Here is a 17,820-nt window from a genome sequence, read left to right as displayed (position 1 = left end):
TTCCTTTGTACTCACCCTCGCGGGCTTTCCTCCGGGCGCTTCCTTCGTTTCCGACTCTATCAGATCTTTCCGATCCGATTTCCTCGGTGCTTTCCAGTCCCGCTTTCCCGACTTTCGTCAGTTCTTTCGGGGCCTTCCGGCGTGTCCACTACTTTAGCGGGTTTCCCTGGCGACTCATAATCGAGCCGATTGGAACAAATTTCGGTATGCCGAAATAGGCCCCGCCGGGATCCGTTGTAAGTGAGTGAGTGGCCGCTCCGGGAGACTGGAGTAAGCACTGCCCGTCTCCAGCGGCTCGGGCTACATTACGCATCCCTCCGACCCGAGTCAAGTCCGGCGCCGGCCGTGCGCTTGCGTGGCACGTGGGCCCGGTAGGGGCTCACGGTGTGGTCGCCGTCGATCCAGAAGCGCCAGGGGTGTGGGGCTCCCTCACCGCCCACGCCGGTGCGGGGACCGCTGCGGATGAGGTCGGGTGCGGGCGGGGTGCCGTGGAGGACGGCGAGCGGGGCGTCCGGGCCGGCGCAGGCGTCGGTGCCGTTCAGCGTGCGGGCGACGTCGAGGGCCGTGGCGAGGCGGGCGGGGCCCTTCGCGAGTTCGGAGTCGTACCGCGCGGAGAGCCGGCGCTTCCGTGCCTGTTCCGCGCCCGTGCGGATCTCCCCCGCGCGGAGCAGTACTCCGCTCGCCTCGCCCTCCGGGCCGCACACCAGGTTGAGGCAGTGCCACATGCCGTAGGTGAAGTAGACGTACGCGTGTCCGGGCGGGCCGAACATGACGGCGTTGCGTGGGGTGCGGCCGCGGAAGGCGTGCGAGCCGGGGTCGATGGCGCCGGCGTACGCCTCCACCTCGGTGAGGCGCAGCTCGATGCGGCCGTCCGGGGAGTTCCGTACGAGCGTGCGGCCGAGGAGGTCGGGGGCGACCTCCAGGACCGGGCGGTCGAAGAAGCTCCGCGGGAGCGGCGTACGGTCGGGGCTCTCGCTCATGGCGTCCGAGCGTAACGGGGAGTGGTGGGGAACCGGCTACGGTCGTCGGGCGTATGTAGGGGTCAGGACAGCGCAGGACTGACAGGCGTACACAGAGACAGAGAGAAGGAGTCGTTCATGGGGTTCAAGAAGCTGCTCGCGAGCCTGGGGGCCGGCGGGGCTTCGGTGGAGACCGTGCTCACCGAGGAGAACGTCGTCCCGGGTGGCGTCGTCCAGGGTGAGGTGCGGATCCAGGGCGGTTCGGTGGCCCAGCAGATCGAGGGGCTGTCCGTCGGTCTGCAGGCGCGGGTCGAGGTCGAGAGCGGCGACTCGGAGTACAAGCAGGACATCGAGTTCGTGAAGGTGCGGCTCGGCGGGGCCTTCGAGGTGCAGGCCGGGGCGGTGCACGTGGTGCCGTTCGGTCTGGAGATCCCGTGGGAGACGCCGGTCACCGCGATCGCCGGGCAGCAGCTGCGCGGGATGCACATCGGGGTGACGACGGAGCTGGAGATCGCCCGTGCGGTGGACTCCGGTGACCTGGACCCGATCAACGTGCACCCGCTGCCGGCGCAGCAGGCGATCCTGGACGCCTTCATCCAGCTGGGCTTCCGCTTCAAGAACGCGGACATGGAGCGCGGCCACATCCGGGGTACGCGGCAGCGGCTGCCGTTCTACCAGGAGATCGAGTTCTTCGCTCCGTCGCAGTACCGGGGTCTGAACCAGGTCGAGGTCAGCTTCGTCGCGGACGACCAGGCGATGGACGTCGTCCTGGAGATGGACAAGAAGCCGGGTCTGTTCACCGAGGGCAGCGACTCGTACCGCGCCTTCCAGGTGGGGCTGCACGACTTCCACACGACCGACTGGGCGGCGTATCTGAACCAGTGGCTCGCCGAGGTCGGCGGGCGCCGCAACTGGTTCTAGGCTCGCCTTCACAAGGCTGGTCAGCGATACGGAGGTTCAGACGTGGCCGAGGGCAAGAGGGCACCACTTCCCCATGACTTCCACCCGCCGGTGGCGTCGTTCACGGTGGTGAGCGACGACGTCGTCGAGGGCGGGGTGCTGAAGGACGCTCAGGTGTACGCGGCGGGGAACACCTCGCCGCAGCTGCGCTGGGAGGGGTTCCCGGCGGAGACGAAGAGCTTCGCCGTGACGTGCTTCGATCCGGACGCGCCGACCGGCAGCGGGTTCTGGCACTGGGTGCTGTTCGACATCCCGGCGTCGGTGACGGAGCTGCCCGCGGGCGCCGGGTCGGGTTCGTTCGAGGGGTTGCCGGCGGGTGCCGTGCACGCCCGTAACGACTACGGCTCGAAGGACTTCGGCGGGGCCGCCCCGCCGAAGGGGGACGGGCCGCACCGGTACGTGTTCACCGTGTACGCGGTGGACCAGGAGAAGCTGGGGCCGGACGCCGACGCCTCGCCGGCCGCGGTCGGCTTCAATCTGCGCTTCCACACGCTCGGGCGGGCGCAGCTCGTGGGTGAGTACGAGAACCCCGCGTAGGAGTCCGCTCAGCTGAAGATTCGTTTGTTGTTTGCCCGCTTCTGGTCTTGGAGAGATCAGAAGCGGGCATCTTTCTTTGCGCGGATATTGCGTTGTCCTACCCGGCGCGCCCGGCCAGAGTTGATCCAAGCCCGGAGCCCACAAGGGGGGCTGGGCCGGCACACGGGAGGTGGGCACAATGCGGGACACGCTGGTACTGAACGCGAGCTTCGAGCCGCTTTCGACAGTCACACTCAACCGTGCGGTGGTGCTTGTCCTGCAGGACAAGGCCGTCGTGGAGCAGGAGCACCCCGGTCTGCGCGTTCGTGCCGCCGCCGTGGACATGCCGGTGCCGCGGGTGATCAGGCTCTGCCGGTACGTGCGGGTGCCGTTCCGAAGACAGGCCGCGTGGTCGAGGCGGGGTGTGCTGGTCCGGGACCAGCACCGGTGCGCGTACTGCGGGAAGCGTGCCACGACGGTGGACCATGTGGTGCCGCGGGCGCAGGGCGGTGGGGACCACTGGCTGAACACGGTCGCCTCGTGCGCGGAGGACAACCATCGCAAGGCGGACCGGACGCCGGAGCAGGCGGGGATGCCGCTGCTGCACCAGCCGTTCGTGCCGAGTCCGCAGGACGCGATGCTGCTCGCGCTGAAGGCGGCGGAGCGGTCGGAGCTGCCGGACTGGCTGGCCGGTCAGGCGGCCGCGTAACTCCTGCTGCTTCCGTACGACGTGCGGGCCCGTCCCTTTCCGGGGCGGGCCCGCTGCCGTTGTGCGGGTTGCCTCGGTGCGCGTTACTTCAGGGTGAGCTGGAGGATGGCGACGATGCCGACGGCGATGATGACGCCGCGCAGGACGGTGGGCGAGAGCCGTTTGCCGACCTTGGCGCCGATCTGGCCGCCGATGGTGGAGCCGACGGCGATGAGGAGGACGGCGGTCCAGTCGAAGTCGGCGACGAAGAGGAAGAAGACGGCGGCGATGCCGTTGACGACGGCGCCGAGGATGTTCTTGACGGCGTTGATGCGCTGCAGGCTGTCGTGGAGCAGCAGGCCCATCAGGGAGAGGTAGAGGACGCCCTGGGCGGCGCCGAAGTAGCCGCCGTACATGCTGGCGAAGAAGAGTCCGACGAGGAGGACCGGGCCGCCGTTCGGGTGGGCCTCGGTGCCGCTGGCCTCGCGGCGGCGCTGGACGGCGGCGGCGATGCGGGGCTGGAGGACGACGAGGACCAGGGCGAGTCCGATGAGGACGGGGACGATCGCGTCGAAGGCGTCGGACGGCAGGGCGAGGAGCAGGATCGCGCCGACGAGTCCGCCGACGAGGGTCACGCCGCCGAGGCGGAGGACCCGGGCGGTCTGGCCCTTGAGTTCGCTGCGGTAGCCGATGGCTCCGCTGATGGAGCCGGAGACGAGGCCGAGGGTGTTGGAGACGTTCGCGGTGACCGGCGGCAGGCCGGTGGCGAGCAGGACGGGGAACGTGATGAGCGTTCCTGATCCGACGATCGTGTTGATGGCGCCGGCTGCGGTGCCGGCGCCGAAGACTGCCAGTGCTTCCCAGATGGACAACGCCATCTCCTTACGGGGTCAGTGAGTCGCCTCCCCGCTCCGTCGCGGCGGAGTCGAGGGGCTCGCACTGATCATGCACCAGGAAGCGGATTACGTGTACGTGTCAGCCAACACCCGAACCGTCAGTCGACGGTGGGCTCTTCGCGGCGCTCGCCGCCGTCGTTCGGCGTGCCGCCCTTGGTGTTGAAGCCGGGGACGCCGGGGGCGACGTTGCCGAAGGCGCCGGAGAGGCCCTTGAGGGCGTCGCCGATCTCGCTGGGCACGATCCAGAGCTTGTTGGCGTCGCCCTCGGCGATCTTCGGGAGCATCTGGAGGTACTGGTAGGAGAGCAGCTTCTGGTCCGGGTCACCGGCGTGGATGGCCTCGAAGACCGTGCGTACGGCCTGGGCCTCGCCCTCGGCCTTGAGCGCGGCGGCCTTGGCCTCGCCCTCGGCGCGCAGGATCGCGGACTGCTTCTCGCCCTCGGCGGTGAGGATCTGGGACTGCCGGATGCCCTCGGCGGTGAGGATGGCGGCGCGCTTGTCGCGGTCGGCGCGCATCTGCTTCTCCATCGAGTCCTGGATGGAGGTGGGCGGCTCGATGGCCTTGAGCTCGACGCGGTTGACGCGGATGCCCCACTTGCCGGTGGCCTCGTCGAGGACGCCGCGCAGGGCCGCGTTGATCTCCTCGCGGGAGGTGAGGGTCCGCTCCAGGTCCATGCCGCCGATGATGTTGCGGAGGGTGGTGACGGTGAGCTGCTCGATGGCCTGGATGTAGCTGGCGACCTCGTAGGTGGCGGCGCGGGCGTCGGTCACCTGGTAGTAGATGACGGTGTCGATGTTGACGACCAGGTTGTCCTGGGTGATCACCGGCTGGGGCGGGAACGGGACGACCTGTTCGCGCAGGTCGATCCGGTTGCGGATGCGGTCGATGAACGGGACGACGATGTTGAGGCCGGCGTTGAGGGTGCGGGTGTAGCGGCCGAAGCGCTCGACGATGGCGGCGCTGGCCTGTGGGATGACCTGGATCGTCTTGATCAGGGCGATGAAGACAAGCACCACCAGAATGATCAGGACGATGATGATGGCTGACATCGTGTTCCCTGTGCCCTTCGCTGCCGGGTTGATGACCAGATGATGATCTCGATGATCGAGTTTCCCAGACCGCGGAGGGTCATGGGTGATGTTCGGTCACATGGGTCACATGACGACGGCGGTCGCGCCGTCGATGTCGACGACGTCGACCTGTTCGCCGGGTTCGAAGCTCTGCCCGGAGTCGAGGGCACGGGCGGACCAGACCTCGCCGGCCAGCTTGATGCGGCCTCCGCTGCCGTCGACCCGTTCCAGGACGACGGCCTGACGGCCTTTCAGGGCATCGATGCCGGTGGCGAGTTGGGGCCGGCCGTCGCGGTGGCGGGCCGCGACGGGGCGGACCACGGCGATGAGTGCGACGGAGACCACGGCGAAGACGACCACTTGGGAGACAACGCCGAAGCCGAGGGCGGCGGTCACCGCTCCGGCCACCGCGCCGACGGCGAGCATGCCGAACTCCGGCATCGCGGTGAGGACGAGAGGGATGCCGAGCCCCACCGCGCCGATCAGCCACCAGATCCATGCATCGATGTCCACATGGTCATGGTAGGGCGGTGGGGTCGTACGTGACAGGGCGCCGCAGCTGTGCGGACTCGGCGCTCGGAGGACTGCCGGACGACGGCCTGGAGGCTGCCGGACGGCTGCCGGATCACTGCCTGGAGGCTGCCGGACGGCTGCCCGGCGACTACTTGAGCGGCAGGCCGGTGGCCGTGTAGCGGTCGCCGTTGCGCTCGACGACGAGCGGCAGGCCGAAGCAGTGGGACAGGTTGCGGGAGGTCAGCTCGGTCTCCATCGGGCCCGCGGCGAGGACCTTGCCCTGGCGGATCATCAGGACGTGGGTGAAGCCGGGGGCGATCTCCTCGACGTGGTGGGTCACCATGATCATCGAGGGGGCGATGGGGTCGCGGGCGAGCCGGCCGAGGCGGCGGACCAGGTCCTCACGGCCGCCGAGGTCGAGGCCGGCGGCGGGCTCGTCGAGGAGCAGCAGCTCGGGGTCGGTCATCATCGCGCGGGCGATCAGGGTGCGCTTGCGCTCGCCCTCGGAGAGGGTACCGAACTTGCGGTCCAGGTAGTCGCTCATGCCGAGGCGGTCGAGGAAGGCCTTGGCGCGCTGCTCGTCGACCGGGTCGTAGTCCTCGTGCCAGGTGGCGGTCATGCCGTACGCGGCGGTGAGGACGGTCTGCAGGACGGTCTGGCGCTTGGGCAGCTTCTCCGCCATGGCGATGCCGGCCACGCCGATGCGGGGGCGCAGGTCGAAGACGTCGGTGCCGACGCCGCCGAGGCGCTCGCCGAGGACGGTGGCGCTGCCCTTGGTGGGGAAGAGGTAGCTGGAGGCGATGTTGAGGAGGGTGGTCTTGCCGGCGCCGTTGGGGCCGAGGATGACCCAGCGCTCGCCCTCCTTGACCGACCAGGAGACCTCGTCCACCAGAGCCCGTCCGTCGCGGACCACGGATACGTCCACCAGCTCCAGTACATCGCTCATGAGCGCGTTGTCTCCCCTTGTGGTCGAGTTCGGTCGTCGCCTTGCGCCGGTGGGCGCGGCGTCCAGGGAAAACCTACGCCACTGGCGGGCCGCGGCTGGCCCTGGGGGCTCCGTCGTGGCCCGGTTTGCGCCTTGGGGGTCGTCGGGAGTCCCTACTCTGGGGGCATGCTTTCGGAACCACGCTCAGGACGTCTGGTCGCCTGGGGCAATGCCCTGCTGGCCGGTGCGGTGTCGCCGGACGACGCGGCGCTCGCCATTGTCGGGGAGGACGCGGTGCACCGCGTCGAGGGGCTGCCGGGCGAGGCGGGGCCGGTGGGCCTGACGCTGGCGCTCGGGCGGCTGCGGCGGCTCGGGGTGACCGGGTGGCGGGTCGCGCTGCCGGCGCCGGGGCATCCGCTGGGGCTGAGCGGTCCGCCGGAGTTCAACGAGCGGGCGCTCGACGCGGAGGAGGCGGCGGTCGGCTTCGGCGCGCCGTACGGCCTGGTGCCGCAGGTCTCGGCGGCGGGGCCGGCGGGCGATCTGCACGTGGAGGTCGTCTGGCACTGCCTGCCGGTGCGGGAGGCGCCGCCGGCGGACGTCCCCTCGCTCGGCGAGGCGGAGCGGGAGCTGGCGGAGGCGCTGCGCGAGGCGACGACGGTCCTCACCCGCCTCGACGTCGCCGCCTCCGGCCCGGCGGCCGACGCGGCCCGCGACGCCTACCGCGCCCGCGCCGAGGCCGGCCGCGAGATCCTCGCCCCCGGCTACCCGCCCCGCGCGGTCCGCGTCCTGGAGCTGGCCCAGCGCATCGGCCTCCTCGTCGACCTGGCGTACGACCACGGCCACGGCGGCGCGGTGAGCGCCTCGGAGATGGCCGCGAGGGGCGCGGCGCTGCGGCCCGTGGAGCGGGTGGCACGCAGGGCGCAGGTCGCCGCGTACAACGCGTACGTGGAGGAGAGGGAGAGGGACAGGGGCTTCTAGCCGGTCCCGTCCGGCGGCGCCTGCGCCACGACCGGCGGACGCCCGTCGCGCGGCGACCGATGTCACGGCGACGCAGCGGGGCGAAGCCCGGGAGGTCCCCAGGGGCCGGAACGCGGCCCGGCCCCTGGGGGATCGTCCAGGGGCCGGGGGTCTTCGGGGGGGCAGCCGTCAGGAGTTGGCGGCGGTGTTGCCGAAGGCCGGGTTGAGCAGGCCGATCACGTTGATCGTGTTGCCGGAGACGTTCACGGGGACGTGGACCGGGACCTGCACCACGTTGCCGGAGGCGACGCCCGGCGAGTGGACGGCCTGGCCCTGGGCGTCGGCGCCGCTGTGGGCGGAGGCGACGCCGGTGCCCGCGGCGAGGATGCCGCCGGCGACCATGGTGAGGGCAGCGGCCTTCTTGAGGTTGTTCACGAGAGGTTCCTCCTGGTCATCGCCGCGGCCGGTCCGCCGCGGCACGCCTTGAAGAACGCCGCCGCCCCCGTTCGGTTGCGCCATGTGGGGGACATACGCCCGACAGTATGAAGAGGGGAACGCGGTTACGAGGTCAGGCCGTGCCGTACGGCCCACAGCGCGGCCTGGGTGCGGTCGGCGAGGTCCAGCTTCATGAGGATGTTCGAGACGTGCGTCTTGACCGTCTTCTCGGAGAGGACGAGCGCGCGGGCGATCTCCCGGTTGGAGCGCCCGTCCGCGATCAGGCCCAGGACCTCCCGCTCCCGCTCCGTCAGCGTGGAGCCGCGCCCCGTACCGCCGCCCTGGCCGTGGTCGTCCTGGCTGAGGAGCGCGTCGGCGACCTCGGGCTGGAGCAGGACGTGCCCGGCGTGGACGGAGCGGATGGCGCCGGCGAGGGCGTCGGGGTCGATGTCCTTGTAGACGTATCCGCTGGCACCCGCGCGCAGCGCGGGGACGACCGTGCGCTGCTCGGTGAAACTGGTGACGATGAGGACGCGCGCCGGGTTGCCGAGCTCGCGCAGCTGCTTCAGGGCCTCGATGCCGCCGGTGCCGGGCATCTTGACGTCCATGAGGACGACGTCCGGCCGCAGCTCCTCGGCGCGGGCGACGCCCTCGGCTCCGTCGGACGCCTCCCCCACCACCTCTATGTCGTCCTGTACCTCCAGGAAGGTGCGCAGGCCGCGGCGGACGACCTGGTGGTCGTCGACCAGCAGGACGCGAATTGTCTTGTCAGCCACCGGGGACCTCCATCTCGATCGTGGTGCCGCGCCCCGGGGCCGAGGTCACGCTGAGTCCGCCGCCGACGCCGGCGGCCCGGTCGCGCATGGAGACCAGGCCGAGGTGACGGCCGGCGCTGCGGACGGTCGTGGGGTCGAAGCCCTTGCCGTCGTCGGTGACGGTGAGTCTCGCGCCCTGGCCGCTGCGGGCGAGGGTGACGGTGACCAGGCCGGCGCCGGAGTGCCGCAGCGCGTTGTGCAGGGCCTCCTGGGCGACGCGGAGCACGGCCTCCTCCTGGGCGGCGGGCAGGGCCCGTATGCCGGCTGCCTCGAAGGTGACGCGCGCGGTGTGGGCGCGGTCGAGGACCTGGATCTGGGTGCGCAGGGTGTGGACGAGGCCGTCCTCGTCGAGCGCGGCGGGGCGCAGCTCGACGACGGCGGCGCGCAGCTCGTCGGCGGCTTCGGCGGCGAGCTCGGCGACCTGCTGGAGCTCGCCCTTGGCGCGGGCCGGGTCGCGGTCGACGAGGGCGGCGGCGGCCTGGGCGGTGAGCCGCAGGGAGAACAGCTTCTGGCTGACGGCGTCGTGCAGCTCGTGGGCGAGGCGGGAGCGCTCCTCGGCGATGGTGAGCTCGCGGCTGCGTTCGTACAGTCGCGCGTTGGTGAGGGCGATGGCGGCGTGCTGGGCGATGAGGGTGAGCAGCTCCTCGTCCTCGGCGGTGAAGCCGCAGCTGCCCTCGGGCTTGGGGCAGCGCTTGTTGGCGAGGAAGAGGGCGGCGAGGATCTCGTCGCCGTCGCGGACGGGCAGGCCCAGGAAGTCGGACATCTCGGGGTGGGCGGTCGGCCAGCCCTCGAAGCGGGGGTCCTTGCGGACGTCGGCGAGCCGCTCGGGCTCGGCCTTGTGGAGCATGGCGGCGAGGATGCCGTGCTGGCGGGGCAGCGGGCCGATGGCGCGCCACACGTCGTCGCTGACGCCGTCGACGACGAACTGGGCGAAGCCGCCGTGGTCGTCGGGGACGCCGAGCGCCGCGTACTCGGCGTCGAGGAGCTCGCGGGCCGAGGCCACGATCGTCTTGAGGACGTCGCGTACCTCCATCTGGCGGTTCATCGCGAGGATCGCGCTGCTCACGGCGGCCAGGCCCGAGCTCGGTCGATGGGTCATGGGATCACCGTACCGGCGGGGTGTGACAGTCCGTATCCGTCCGCGGACGGCGGCGGGGCGGGACCGGAGACCTAGGTCGGGGTGCCTGTCGGTACCTCACTGTGCGCATTGCTCACGCAACGCCTGGTGAGGCTGTTACGCGGCCGATGTGAGCCCTCGCATAGGACGCACGTCACTTACGAATCCCCCTAGTGGATACGTAAAAGCCGGATGAATGCCACCCCAACCGGTCACAAGGCGGCCCTGGGGCACTCGGGCGAGGCCCCTGATCCACTACCCGGCTTCGTACGTCACACCTTTGCCACGGCATTTTGCGGCCGCTAAGAATTGCGTCCGTCGCCGCCGATGCGAGGCGCAGCGCCGCCCCCGGCCTGAGCGACCCCCTGCGATTCGAAGAGGTATTCCTGCATGTCTGCGAACACCCCTGGCCACAGTCGTGGTCTGAAGAAGACCCACAAGGCCACCATCGCCGGCGTCGCCGCTCTGAGCGCCGCTGCGCTCGGCTTCACCCTCGTCCCGGGCAACCACGGCTCCACCGAGACCGAGCCGCAGGCCCTCGCGAACACCCAGCAGGTCGCCTGGTCCTACGACGCCAACAGCCCGCAGGCCAAGGCGCTCGCCGCCAGCATCGACCAGCAGAGCTCCACCTTCGCCCTCAAGGCGAAGCAGGAGGCCGACGCCAAGGCCGCTGCCGCCGCCAAGGCGAAGGCCGCGAAGGCCAAGGCCGAAGCCGCCGCCAAGGCCGCCGAGGCGAAGAAGAAGGCGGAGGCCAAGAAGAAGGCCGAGGCCGACGCCAAGAAGCGCGCCGCGCAGAAGGCCGCCGCGAACCGTTCCACGGTCCGCAAGCCGGTCTTCTCGAACAACCTCGACGGCTGGATCCGCGAGTCCCTGTACATCATGGACAAGCACAACATCCCGGGCACGTACAACGGCATCTACCGGAACGTGATGCGCGAGTCCAGCGGCAACCCGTACGCGATCAACAACTGGGACATCAACGCCATCAACGGCGTCCCGTCCAAGGGTCTGCTGCAGGTCATCTACCCGACCTTCAAGGCGTACCACATCGCCGGCACCAAGTTCGACCAGTACGACCCGGTCGCCAACATCGTCGCCGCCTGCAACTACGCGGCCGACCGCTACGGCACGATCGACAACGTCAACAGCGCGTACTGAGCCTGAGCCCCTTGCCGGTCCGCTCGGCAACGCCGAAGGGCGGCACCCCGTGCGGGGTGCCGCCCTTCGGGGCGTCTCTACGCAGGCGTCACTTGCGCATGACCTCGGGCTCGTGGCGGCGCAGCAGCCGCGCCACGAGGACGCCGAGGACGGCGGTCATGACCAGCAGCACCGTGATGTCGAAGCCCCACTGGCCGGCGCTGTGCTCCCACAGCGGGTCCAGGTTGGTCGGGTCCTTCGGGTCCCAGGGCGCCATCAGGTGGGTCATGTCCAGGGTGGTGGCGGCGCCGGCGATGCCCCAGCGGGACGGCATGAGCCAGGCGAACTGCTCAAGGCCCGGCGAGCTGTACACCTGGAACAGGACGCCGGTGAACACGACCTGGACGATCGCGAACATGACCAGCAGCGGCATGGTCTTCTCGGCGGTCTTCACCAGCGCGGAGATGACCAGGCCCACCATCATCGAGGTGAGGCCGAGCGCGATGATCACCAGGCACATCTCGACGGCCGGCGGCAGGACCAGGCCCTCGGTGGGCATCTTGCGCGGCGTGAAGCCGATGCCGCAGATGATCACGCCCTGGAAGGCGGTGATCAGGCCGAGGACGATCACCTTGGACATCAGGTACGCCGAGCGGGACAGGCCGGTGGCGCGCTCCCGTTCGTAGATGACCCGTTCCTTGATCAGCTCACGGACCGAGTTCGCGGCGCCGGAGAAGCACATGCCGACCGTGAGGATCAGCATGATCGTGCCGGCGGCTCCGTTGAACCTGGACGGCAGCTCGGGCGGGGCCAGGCCGAACTTGGCGGGGATGACCACGGACACGCCGCCGAGCACGGCCGGCAGGATCACCATCAGGGCCAGGAAGCCCCGGTCGGAGGCGATCACCGACACGTAGCGGCGGATCAGGGTCCACAGCTGGGAGCCCCAGCCCTGCGGCTTCGGCGGCTTGGTCATGGCCTGCTGGGCCTGGTGCGGCATCTGCACCGGCTGCGCGGCGACGGCGTCGATCTCCGCCGCGTACATCTGGTAGTGCTGCGAGCCCTTCCAGCGGCCCGCCCAGTCGTAGTCGCGGTAGTTCTCGAAGGCGGAGAAGACGTCGGCCCAGGTGGAGTAGCCGAAGAAGTTCAGCGCCTCCTCCGGCGGACCGAAGTACGCCACCGAGCCGCCGGGCGCCATCACGAGCAGCTTGTCGCACAGGGCCAGCTCAGCCACCGAGTGGGTGACGACGAGGACCGTGCGGCCGTCGTCGGCGAGGCCGCGCAGCAGCTGCATGACGTCGCGGTCCATGCCCGGGTCGAGGCCGGAGGTCGGCTCGTCCAGGAAGATCAGGGAGGGCTTGGTCAGCAGCTCCAGGGCGACCGAGACGCGCTTGCGCTGGCCACCGGAGAGCGAGGTGACCTTCTTCTCCTTGTGGATGTCGAGCTTGAGCTCGCGCAGCACCTCGCCGATGCGCTCGGCGCGCTCCTGCTCGCTGGTGTCCGCGGGGAAGCGGAGCTTGGCGGCGTACTTGAGCGCCTTCTGGACGGTCAGCTCCTTGTGCAGGATGTCGTCCTGCGGGACCAGACCGATGCGCTGGCGCAGCTCGGCGAACTGCTTGTAGAGGCTGCGGTTGTCGTAGAGGACGTCGCCCTGGTCGGCGGGCCGGTAGCCGGTGAGCGCCTTGAGGAGGGTCGACTTGCCGGAGCCGGAGGGGCCGATGACGCCGATGAGCGACTTCTCCGGGACACCGAAGGTGACGTCCTTGAGGATCTGCTTGCCGCCGTCGACGGTCACCGTGAGGTGACGGGCCGAGAAGGAGACGTCGCCGGTGTCGACGAACTCCTCGAGCTGGTTGCCGACGATCCGGAACGTCGAGTGGCCGACGCCGACGATGTCGTTCGGGCCGAGGAGCGCGGTGCCGCCCTTGGGGATCGGCAGACCGTTGACGTACGTGCCGTTGTGCGAGCCGAGGTCGCGGATCTCGAAGCGCCCGTCGGGCGTCGCGTGGAACTCGGCGTGGTTGCGCGAGACCTGGAGGTCGGAGACGACCAGCTCGTTCTCGAGGGCACGACCGATGCGCATGACGCGGCCGAGCGTCATCTCGTAGAAGGTCGTGGGGCTGCGGTCGCCGTGGACCGGGACCGCGCCCTGGGGGCCGCCGTGGCCGGCCTGCTGGTGCGGGACCTGCGGCGGGACCTGGTGGCCGCCCGGCTGGGGCTGCTGCTGCCAGCCGGGCTGCTGCTGCGGCGGGCCCTGGTGGGTGACCTCCTGGTGCAGGCCGTGAGGCAGGTGCGCGGGCTGCTGCACGGCGTGCGGCGCCTGCTGCTGCGGTACGGCCTGCTGGGCGGCCTGCTGGGCCTGCGCCTGGGCCGGTGCGCCGACGGCGGCGAGGTTGAGCCGCGGGCCGTCGGTGGCGTTGCCGAGGTGGACGGCCGAGCCCGGGCCGATCTCCACCTGGTGGACCCGCTGGCCCTGCACGAACGTGCCGTTGGTGGAGCCGTGGTCCTCGATGACCCAACTCCGGCCGCCCCAGCTGATGGTGGCGTGTCGCCACGAGACCCTGGCGTCGTCGATCACCAGGTCACCCTGAGGGTCCCGGCCCAGGGTGTACGACCTGGACGGATCGAGGGTCCAGGTCCTTCCATTCAATTCCAGTACGAGTTCTGGCACTCCATGCCCCACTACTTGTCCCCCGATGCACCCCCGTCATCGGGAGCCCAGGGATGGTGAACATCCGGTGGGAACTATTTCAGGCCGTGGCCCCGATCCGAAAGTCGGGCAGCGTGAAGAGCTTGCGTACGCGTGCGAGGGGCGTGGATCGGGCGCGGTTCGGGCGCGTGACCGGCGGGCTCGGCGGTGAACACGGGGCGCGGTCCGACGGCGACTCTGCGACCGGCCGGGTGTCCGTCAGGCGGGACGGGGGGTCGGGTGGCACCCGGTGCCCGATACGGTGGAAGCACCATGAGCGCATCGCAGACCTCAGACGTTCCCGACGTCCCCGGCGTCCCCGACGCGGACGTTCCCACTCTCCTGGTCAAGATCTTCGGGAAGGACCGCCCCGGGATCACCGCCGGCCTCTTCGACACCCTCGCCGCCTACTCCGTCGACGTCGTGGACATCGAGCAGGTCGTCTCCCGCGGCCGGCTCGTGCTGTGCGCGCTCGTCACCGAGCCGACCGTGGCCGGTCAGGGCGAGCTGCGGGCGACCGTGCACAGCTGGGCCGAGTCCATGAAGCTGCAGGCCGAGATCATCTCGGGCACCGGTGACAACCGGCCGCGCGGCGAGGGCCGCTCGCACGTCACCGTGCTCGGGCACCCGCTGACCGCCGAGCAGACGGCGGCCATAGCGGCCAGGATCGCCGAGGTCGGCGGCAACATCGACCGGATCTTCCGGCTCGCCAAGTATCCGGTGACGGCCGTCGAGTTCGCCGTGTCGGGCTGCGAGACGGAGCCGCTGCGCACCGCGCTCGCCACCGAGGCGCACGCGGTCGGCGTCGACGTGGCCGTGGTCTCCGCCGGGCTGCACCGCCGGGCCCAGCGGCTCGTGGTGATGGACGTCGACTCGACGCTCATCCAGGACGAGGTCATCGAGCTGTTCGCGGCCCACGCCGGCTGCGAGGACAAGGTCGCCGAGGTGACGGCGGCGGCGATGCGCGGCGAGCTGGACTTCGAGCAGTCGCTGCACGCGCGCGTGGCCCTGCTCGCGGGCCTGGACGCGTCGGTGGTGGACAAGGTCCGCGCCGAGGTGCGGCTCACGCCCGGGGCGCGCACCCTGATCCGTACGCTCAAGCGGCTCGGCTACCAGGTGGGTGTGGTCTCCGGCGGCTTCACGCAGGTCACGGACGACCTCAAGGAGAAGCTGGGGCTCGACTTCGCCCAGGCCAACACCCTGGAGATCGTGGACGGGAAGCTCACCGGCCGGGTGACCGGGATGATCGTGGACCGGGCGGGCAAGGCGCGGCTGCTGCGCCGCTTCGCCGAGGAGGCCGGGGTGCCGCTGGCGCAGACGGTCGCGATCGGCGACGGCGCCAACGACCTGGACATGCTGAACGCGGCGGGCCTCGGCGTGGCGTTCAACGCCAAGCCGGTGGTGCGCCGGGCGGCGGACACGGCGGTGAACGTGCCGTTCCTGGACACGGTGCTCTATCTGCTCGGCATCACCCGCGAGGAGGTCGAGGCGGCCGACGGCGGCACGGGCGAGCTGCTGCACTGAGTGCCGTACGCGCTCCGGTGCGTGCCGGTACGCGCCTCGCTCGGTTCGTGCCGGGGTGCGTGCCCGCGCGTACCGGCCACGTGCGCCACGGGAAGGGGCCCGGCTGTCGTGCGACGGCCGGGCCCCTTCCCGTACGGGATGCGTACGGAACGCGTACCGCTCAGTCGTGCGGGGTCCAGTAGTCGACCAGGGTGCCGTCCATGCCGTGCTCGACGTTCTTCCAGGAGCCGTCGAAGGCCACGACCGCGAAGGCGGCGGTCGGGAAGCCGCTGCGGGTCATCCGGGCCATGGCGTCGCCGTCGGAGGTGCCCGAGAGGGCGTCGGCGAGCGCGTGCATCCCCGGGTTGTGGCCGATCAGCAGGAGGTTGTTGACGTCGTCCGGCGTCTCGTTGATCACGGCGATGAGCTCGCCGAGCGACGCCTCGTAGATCCGCTCCTCGTACACGGTCCTGGGGCGGTGGGGCATCTCCTGGACGGCGAGCTTCCAGGTCTCGCGCGTGCGCGCCGCGGTGGAGCAGAGGGCCAGATCGAATTCGATGCCGGTGTCGGCGAGCTTGCGGCCCGCGACGGGGGCGTCCTTGCGGCCGCGGTCGGCGAGCGGGCGATCGTGGTCGGAGACCTCGGGCCAGTCGGCCTTGGCGTGGCGGAGCAGCACGATCCTGCGGGGTGTGTCGACGCTCATGGTCCTCAGCTTCGCACGAATCGGACCGGCTCGACTCAGAGAGACAGGGTTTGCTGGATCTGTTCCAGAATGCGCCCCACCTCCGGGTCGCCGGCCGTCCCCGGCGCCTCGCCCGGCGCCGCTATGAGCAGGAACAGACCGACGAACGCGACCGCGGACAGAGCGAGCGTCCACCAGGGCAGCCGGGTGTCGACGGTGCCCGGCAGGCTCCGAACGGGCCGGACTCCGGTGTGGGTTCGCGCCGTCATGGCCGCCTCCGTGGTCGGGATCTGTGCGATGCCTCCAACCTACGGAGCGCCGGGGCCCCGGCCCATCAGGTGTTCCACCCACTTGACCCTGAGACCCGCCCCCTAGGGGATGGGGGGATAGCCCCACCCCGGCTAGGACGGCGAGGCGAAGGAGGCGATGACGGCGATCACGGCCGTGATGACGAGCATGGCGCCGAGCACGACGAGCAGCTTCTTCTGACCGTTGGGGGGATTCGGTTCAAGTACGGGCATGGGGCCAGTCTCGCATCTCAGCATTCGTCCTCGACCGTCCGGTCCCTCCCGGCGAGGGTGCCGACGACCATCTGCGGGATCATCAGGCCGCCCATCAGCATGACGGGCAGGCCCCAGCCGCCGCTGTGCTGGTAGAGGACGCCGACGAGGAGCGGGCCGGGGATGGAGATGAGGTAGCCGACGCTCTGGGCGAAGGCGGAGAGCTTCACGACGCCGGTGCCGGTGCGCGAGCGCATCCCGATCATGGTGAGGGCGAGCGGGAACGAGCAGTTGGACACGCCGAGGAGCAGGGCCCAGACCCAGGCGCCGCCCGCGGGGGCCAGGTAGAGGCCGGTGTAGCCGGCGAGGCCGCACAGACCGAGGCCGACGACGATGGGGCCCTGGTGGCGCATCCGGGTGGCGAGGCCGGGGATGACGAAGGCGAGCGGCACGCCCATGACCATGGTGACGGCGAGGAGCACGCCCGCGGTGGAGGCGGGGACACCGGCGTCGCGGAAGATCTGCGGCATCCAGCCCATGGTGATGTACGCGCCGGTGGCCTGGAGGCCGAAGTAGACGGCGAGCGTCCAGGCGGTGCGGCTGCGGGTGATGCGCGGCGCGGCAGGGGCCTCGGCCGGTGCCGGGGAGGCCGGTGCCGGGGAGGCCGGTGCCGCTCCCCCGCCCGAGGGCGCCGGGACGGCGGCGGCGCGGCGGCGGACCAGCGGGAGCCACGGGAGGACGGCGAGGGCGGCGACGACGGCCCAGACGCCGAGGCCGAGCCGCCAACTGCCGCCGAGGGCCTCGGTCATGGGCACGGTCGCGGCGGCGGCCAGGGAGGTGCCGAGGGCGAGGGCCATGGAGTAGAGGCCGGTCATGCTGCCGATGCGGTCCGGGAAGTACGTCTTGACGATGACCGGCATCAGGACGTTGCTGAGCGCGATGCCCATGAGGGCGAGGGCGCTCGCGGCGAGGAAGGTCGCGGTGCCGCCGGCGAAGGGGCGCAGGGCGAGGCCGGCGAGGATCGCGGCCATGCCGGCGCAGACGACGGCGGCGGGGCCGAAGCGTCGGGCCAGGCGCGGGGCTGCGATGCCGAAGACGGCGAAGCAGAGCGGCGGTACGGAGGTGAGGACGCCGGCGACGCTGCCGCTCATGTGGAGGCCGTCGCTGACCTCTTCGAGGAGGGCGCCGAGGCTGGTGATCGCCGGGCGCAGGTTGAGCGCGGCGAGGACGAGTCCGACGACGACGAGCCGGCCGACCCAGCGGGCGGACGCGGTTCCGGTTCCGGTTCCGGATGCGATTCCGGGCGCGGCCGGCACGGTTCCGGGCGCGGCGGATGCGGGAGAATCGGCGCCCGTGGCGGCGCCGGTCGGCTTGCTTCCGGTCTGCTTCCTGGTGGTGGGCGCGAGTGTCTGCGGCTCGTCAGGCATGGGGCTCATCATAGAATCATGGGATGATTGG

Annotated in this window: 19 protein-coding genes; 6 read left to right on the top strand and 13 right to left on the bottom strand. The window is 70.8% G+C overall.

Annotation, left to right across the window (positions count from 1 at the left end; genetic code table 11):
* Window positions 1–305: 305 nt before the first annotated feature.
* A complete protein-coding gene (locus tag ACWEJX_RS26245; protein WP_451609863.1) occupies window positions 306–980 on the bottom strand; it encodes a DNA-3-methyladenine glycosylase in 675 nt (224 codons plus the stop codon).
* A gap of 117 nt (window positions 981–1,097) precedes the next feature.
* Here ACWEJX_RS26245 and ACWEJX_RS26240 point away from each other — a divergent pair, with 117 nt between their 5' ends.
* The 3 genes from ACWEJX_RS26240 to ACWEJX_RS26230 all read left to right on the top strand — a co-directional run bounded on the left by ACWEJX_RS26240 (window position 1,098) and on the right by ACWEJX_RS26230 (window position 3,144).
* Window positions 1,098–1,880, top strand: a complete 783-nt coding sequence (locus ACWEJX_RS26240) for a sporulation protein (RefSeq protein ID WP_451609862.1) — start codon at window positions 1,098–1,100, stop codon at window positions 1,878–1,880.
* 42 nt (window positions 1,881–1,922) lie between these two features.
* Window positions 1,923–2,456 carry a YbhB/YbcL family Raf kinase inhibitor-like protein gene (locus tag ACWEJX_RS26235; protein WP_451609861.1) on the top strand — a complete coding sequence of 178 codons (534 nt, stop codon included), beginning with the start codon at window positions 1,923–1,925 and terminating at the stop codon, window positions 2,454–2,456.
* Window positions 2,457–2,634: 178 nt separating this feature from the next.
* On the top strand, window positions 2,635–3,144 hold the full coding sequence (locus ACWEJX_RS26230; protein ID WP_451609860.1) for an HNH endonuclease: 510 nt from the start codon (window positions 2,635–2,637) through the stop codon (window positions 3,142–3,144).
* A gap of 83 nt (window positions 3,145–3,227) precedes the next feature.
* On the opposite strand, the gene ACWEJX_RS26225 is transcribed toward ACWEJX_RS26230, so the two are convergent.
* From ACWEJX_RS26225 to ACWEJX_RS26210, 4 genes are all read right to left on the bottom strand, one after another.
* The gene (locus ACWEJX_RS26225; RefSeq protein WP_451609859.1) at window positions 3,228–4,001 is read right to left on the bottom strand and encodes a sulfite exporter TauE/SafE family protein; all 774 of its coding nucleotides are present in this window, start codon (window positions 3,999–4,001) and stop codon (window positions 3,228–3,230) included.
* Between the two features lie 116 nt (window positions 4,002–4,117).
* A complete protein-coding gene (locus tag ACWEJX_RS26220) occupies window positions 4,118–5,068 on the bottom strand; it encodes an SPFH domain-containing protein (protein ID WP_451609858.1) in 951 nt (316 codons plus the stop codon).
* 105 nt (window positions 5,069–5,173) lie between these two features.
* Window positions 5,174–5,602 (bottom strand): NfeD family protein, encoded by a 429-nt coding sequence (locus ACWEJX_RS26215; RefSeq protein ID WP_403797563.1) that lies wholly within the window; start codon window positions 5,600–5,602, stop codon window positions 5,174–5,176.
* Window positions 5,603–5,750: 148 nt separating this feature from the next.
* Complete coding sequence (locus tag ACWEJX_RS26210) at window positions 5,751–6,548, bottom strand: ABC transporter ATP-binding protein (protein WP_451609857.1); 798 nt, start codon at window positions 6,546–6,548, stop codon at window positions 5,751–5,753.
* Window positions 6,549–6,713: 165 nt separating this feature from the next.
* Between ACWEJX_RS26210 and ACWEJX_RS26205 the strand changes: the two genes are divergently transcribed.
* Window positions 6,714–7,505, top strand: coding sequence for a hypothetical protein (locus ACWEJX_RS26205; RefSeq protein WP_451609856.1), 792 nt, complete (start codon window positions 6,714–6,716; stop codon window positions 7,503–7,505).
* Window positions 7,506–7,673: 168 nt separating this feature from the next.
* Here ACWEJX_RS26205 and ACWEJX_RS26200 read toward each other — a convergent pair whose 3' ends face one another.
* The 3 genes from ACWEJX_RS26200 to ACWEJX_RS26190 all read right to left on the bottom strand — a co-directional run bounded on the left by ACWEJX_RS26200 (window position 7,674) and on the right by ACWEJX_RS26190 (window position 9,833).
* Window positions 7,674–7,919 (bottom strand): chaplin, encoded by a 246-nt coding sequence (locus tag ACWEJX_RS26200; protein ID WP_451609855.1) that lies wholly within the window; start codon window positions 7,917–7,919, stop codon window positions 7,674–7,676.
* A 125-nt stretch (window positions 7,920–8,044) separates the two neighbouring features.
* Window positions 8,045–8,695 carry a response regulator gene (locus ACWEJX_RS26195; RefSeq protein WP_451609854.1) on the bottom strand — a complete coding sequence of 217 codons (651 nt, stop codon included), beginning with the start codon at window positions 8,693–8,695 and terminating at the stop codon, window positions 8,045–8,047.
* Window positions 8,688–9,833, bottom strand: a complete 1,146-nt coding sequence (locus ACWEJX_RS26190) for a GAF domain-containing sensor histidine kinase (protein WP_451609853.1) — start codon at window positions 9,831–9,833, stop codon at window positions 8,688–8,690. Before ACWEJX_RS26190 ends, ACWEJX_RS26195 begins: the two co-directional genes overlap by 8 nt.
* 408 nt (window positions 9,834–10,241) lie before the next feature.
* On the opposite strand from ACWEJX_RS26190, the gene ACWEJX_RS26185 reads away from it, so the two are divergent.
* Window positions 10,242–11,009 (top strand): transglycosylase SLT domain-containing protein, encoded by a 768-nt coding sequence (locus ACWEJX_RS26185; protein WP_451609852.1) that lies wholly within the window; start codon window positions 10,242–10,244, stop codon window positions 11,007–11,009.
* A gap of 88 nt (window positions 11,010–11,097) precedes the next feature.
* On the opposite strand, the gene ACWEJX_RS26180 is transcribed toward ACWEJX_RS26185, so the two are convergent.
* A complete protein-coding gene (locus tag ACWEJX_RS26180) occupies window positions 11,098–13,671 on the bottom strand; it encodes an FHA domain-containing protein (RefSeq protein WP_451609851.1) in 2,574 nt (857 codons plus the stop codon).
* A gap of 279 nt (window positions 13,672–13,950) precedes the next feature.
* Between ACWEJX_RS26180 and serB the strand changes: the two genes are divergently transcribed.
* Complete coding sequence (serB, locus tag ACWEJX_RS26175) at window positions 13,951–15,201, top strand: phosphoserine phosphatase SerB (protein WP_451609850.1); 1,251 nt, start codon at window positions 13,951–13,953, stop codon at window positions 15,199–15,201.
* Window positions 15,202–15,361: 160 nt separating this feature from the next.
* Here serB and ACWEJX_RS26170 read toward each other — a convergent pair whose 3' ends face one another.
* The 4 genes from ACWEJX_RS26170 to ACWEJX_RS26155 all read right to left on the bottom strand — a co-directional run bounded on the left by ACWEJX_RS26170 (window position 15,362) and on the right by ACWEJX_RS26155 (window position 17,789).
* Complete coding sequence (locus ACWEJX_RS26170; RefSeq protein ID WP_451609849.1) at window positions 15,362–15,883, bottom strand: SixA phosphatase family protein; 522 nt, start codon at window positions 15,881–15,883, stop codon at window positions 15,362–15,364.
* A gap of 35 nt (window positions 15,884–15,918) precedes the next feature.
* Window positions 15,919–16,131, bottom strand: coding sequence for a hypothetical protein (locus tag ACWEJX_RS26165; protein WP_451609848.1), 213 nt, complete (start codon window positions 16,129–16,131; stop codon window positions 15,919–15,921).
* 132 nt (window positions 16,132–16,263) lie between these two features.
* A complete protein-coding gene (locus ACWEJX_RS26160) occupies window positions 16,264–16,383 on the bottom strand; it encodes an SGM_5486 family transporter-associated protein (RefSeq protein ID WP_403797589.1) in 120 nt (39 codons plus the stop codon).
* Window positions 16,384–16,400: 17 nt separating this feature from the next.
* Window positions 16,401–17,789: a CynX/NimT family MFS transporter gene (locus tag ACWEJX_RS26155; RefSeq protein ID WP_451609847.1), complete on the bottom strand. Its 1,389-nt coding sequence runs from the start codon at window positions 17,787–17,789 to the stop codon at window positions 16,401–16,403.
* Between the last annotated feature and the right edge of the window lie 31 nt (window positions 17,790–17,820).

Source organism: Streptomyces sp. NPDC004788, assembly GCF_053601115.1.
This window is presented reverse-complemented; position numbering and strand designations above follow the sequence as displayed.

What these genes read in the sequence shown, in the direction of transcription:
- ACWEJX_RS26245 (WP_451609863.1), bottom strand. Translation starts at nt 980, where the DNA reads ATGAGCGAGAGCCCCGACCGTACGCCGCTCCCGCGGAGCTTCTTCGAC.
- ACWEJX_RS26240 (WP_451609862.1), top strand. Translation starts at nt 1,098, where the DNA reads ATGGGGTTCAAGAAGCTGCTCGCGAGCCTGGGGGCCGGCGGGGCTTCG.
- ACWEJX_RS26230 (WP_451609860.1), top strand. Translation starts at nt 2,635, where the DNA reads ATGCGGGACACGCTGGTACTGAACGCGAGCTTCGAGCCGCTTTCGACA.
- ACWEJX_RS26225 (WP_451609859.1), bottom strand. Translation starts at nt 4,001, where the DNA reads ATGGCGTTGTCCATCTGGGAAGCACTGGCAGTCTTCGGCGCCGGCACC.
- ACWEJX_RS26220 (WP_451609858.1), bottom strand. Translation starts at nt 5,068, where the DNA reads ATGTCAGCCATCATCATCGTCCTGATCATTCTGGTGGTGCTTGTCTTC.
- ACWEJX_RS26210 (WP_451609857.1), bottom strand. Translation starts at nt 6,548, where the DNA reads ATGAGCGATGTACTGGAGCTGGTGGACGTATCCGTGGTCCGCGACGGA.
- ACWEJX_RS26205 (WP_451609856.1), top strand. Translation starts at nt 6,714, where the DNA reads ATGCTTTCGGAACCACGCTCAGGACGTCTGGTCGCCTGGGGCAATGCC.
- ACWEJX_RS26190 (WP_451609853.1), bottom strand. Translation starts at nt 9,833, where the DNA reads ATGACCCATCGACCGAGCTCGGGCCTGGCCGCCGTGAGCAGCGCGATC.
- ACWEJX_RS26185 (WP_451609852.1), top strand. Translation starts at nt 10,242, where the DNA reads ATGTCTGCGAACACCCCTGGCCACAGTCGTGGTCTGAAGAAGACCCAC.
- serB (WP_451609850.1), top strand. Translation starts at nt 13,951, where the DNA reads ATGAGCGCATCGCAGACCTCAGACGTTCCCGACGTCCCCGGCGTCCCC.
- ACWEJX_RS26170 (WP_451609849.1), bottom strand. Translation starts at nt 15,883, where the DNA reads ATGAGCGTCGACACACCCCGCAGGATCGTGCTGCTCCGCCACGCCAAG.
- ACWEJX_RS26165 (WP_451609848.1), bottom strand. Translation starts at nt 16,131, where the DNA reads ATGACGGCGCGAACCCACACCGGAGTCCGGCCCGTTCGGAGCCTGCCG.
- ACWEJX_RS26160 (WP_403797589.1), bottom strand. Translation starts at nt 16,383, where the DNA reads ATGCCCGTACTTGAACCGAATCCCCCCAACGGTCAGAAGAAGCTGCTC.
- ACWEJX_RS26155 (WP_451609847.1), bottom strand. Translation starts at nt 17,789, where the DNA reads ATGCCTGACGAGCCGCAGACACTCGCGCCCACCACCAGGAAGCAGACC.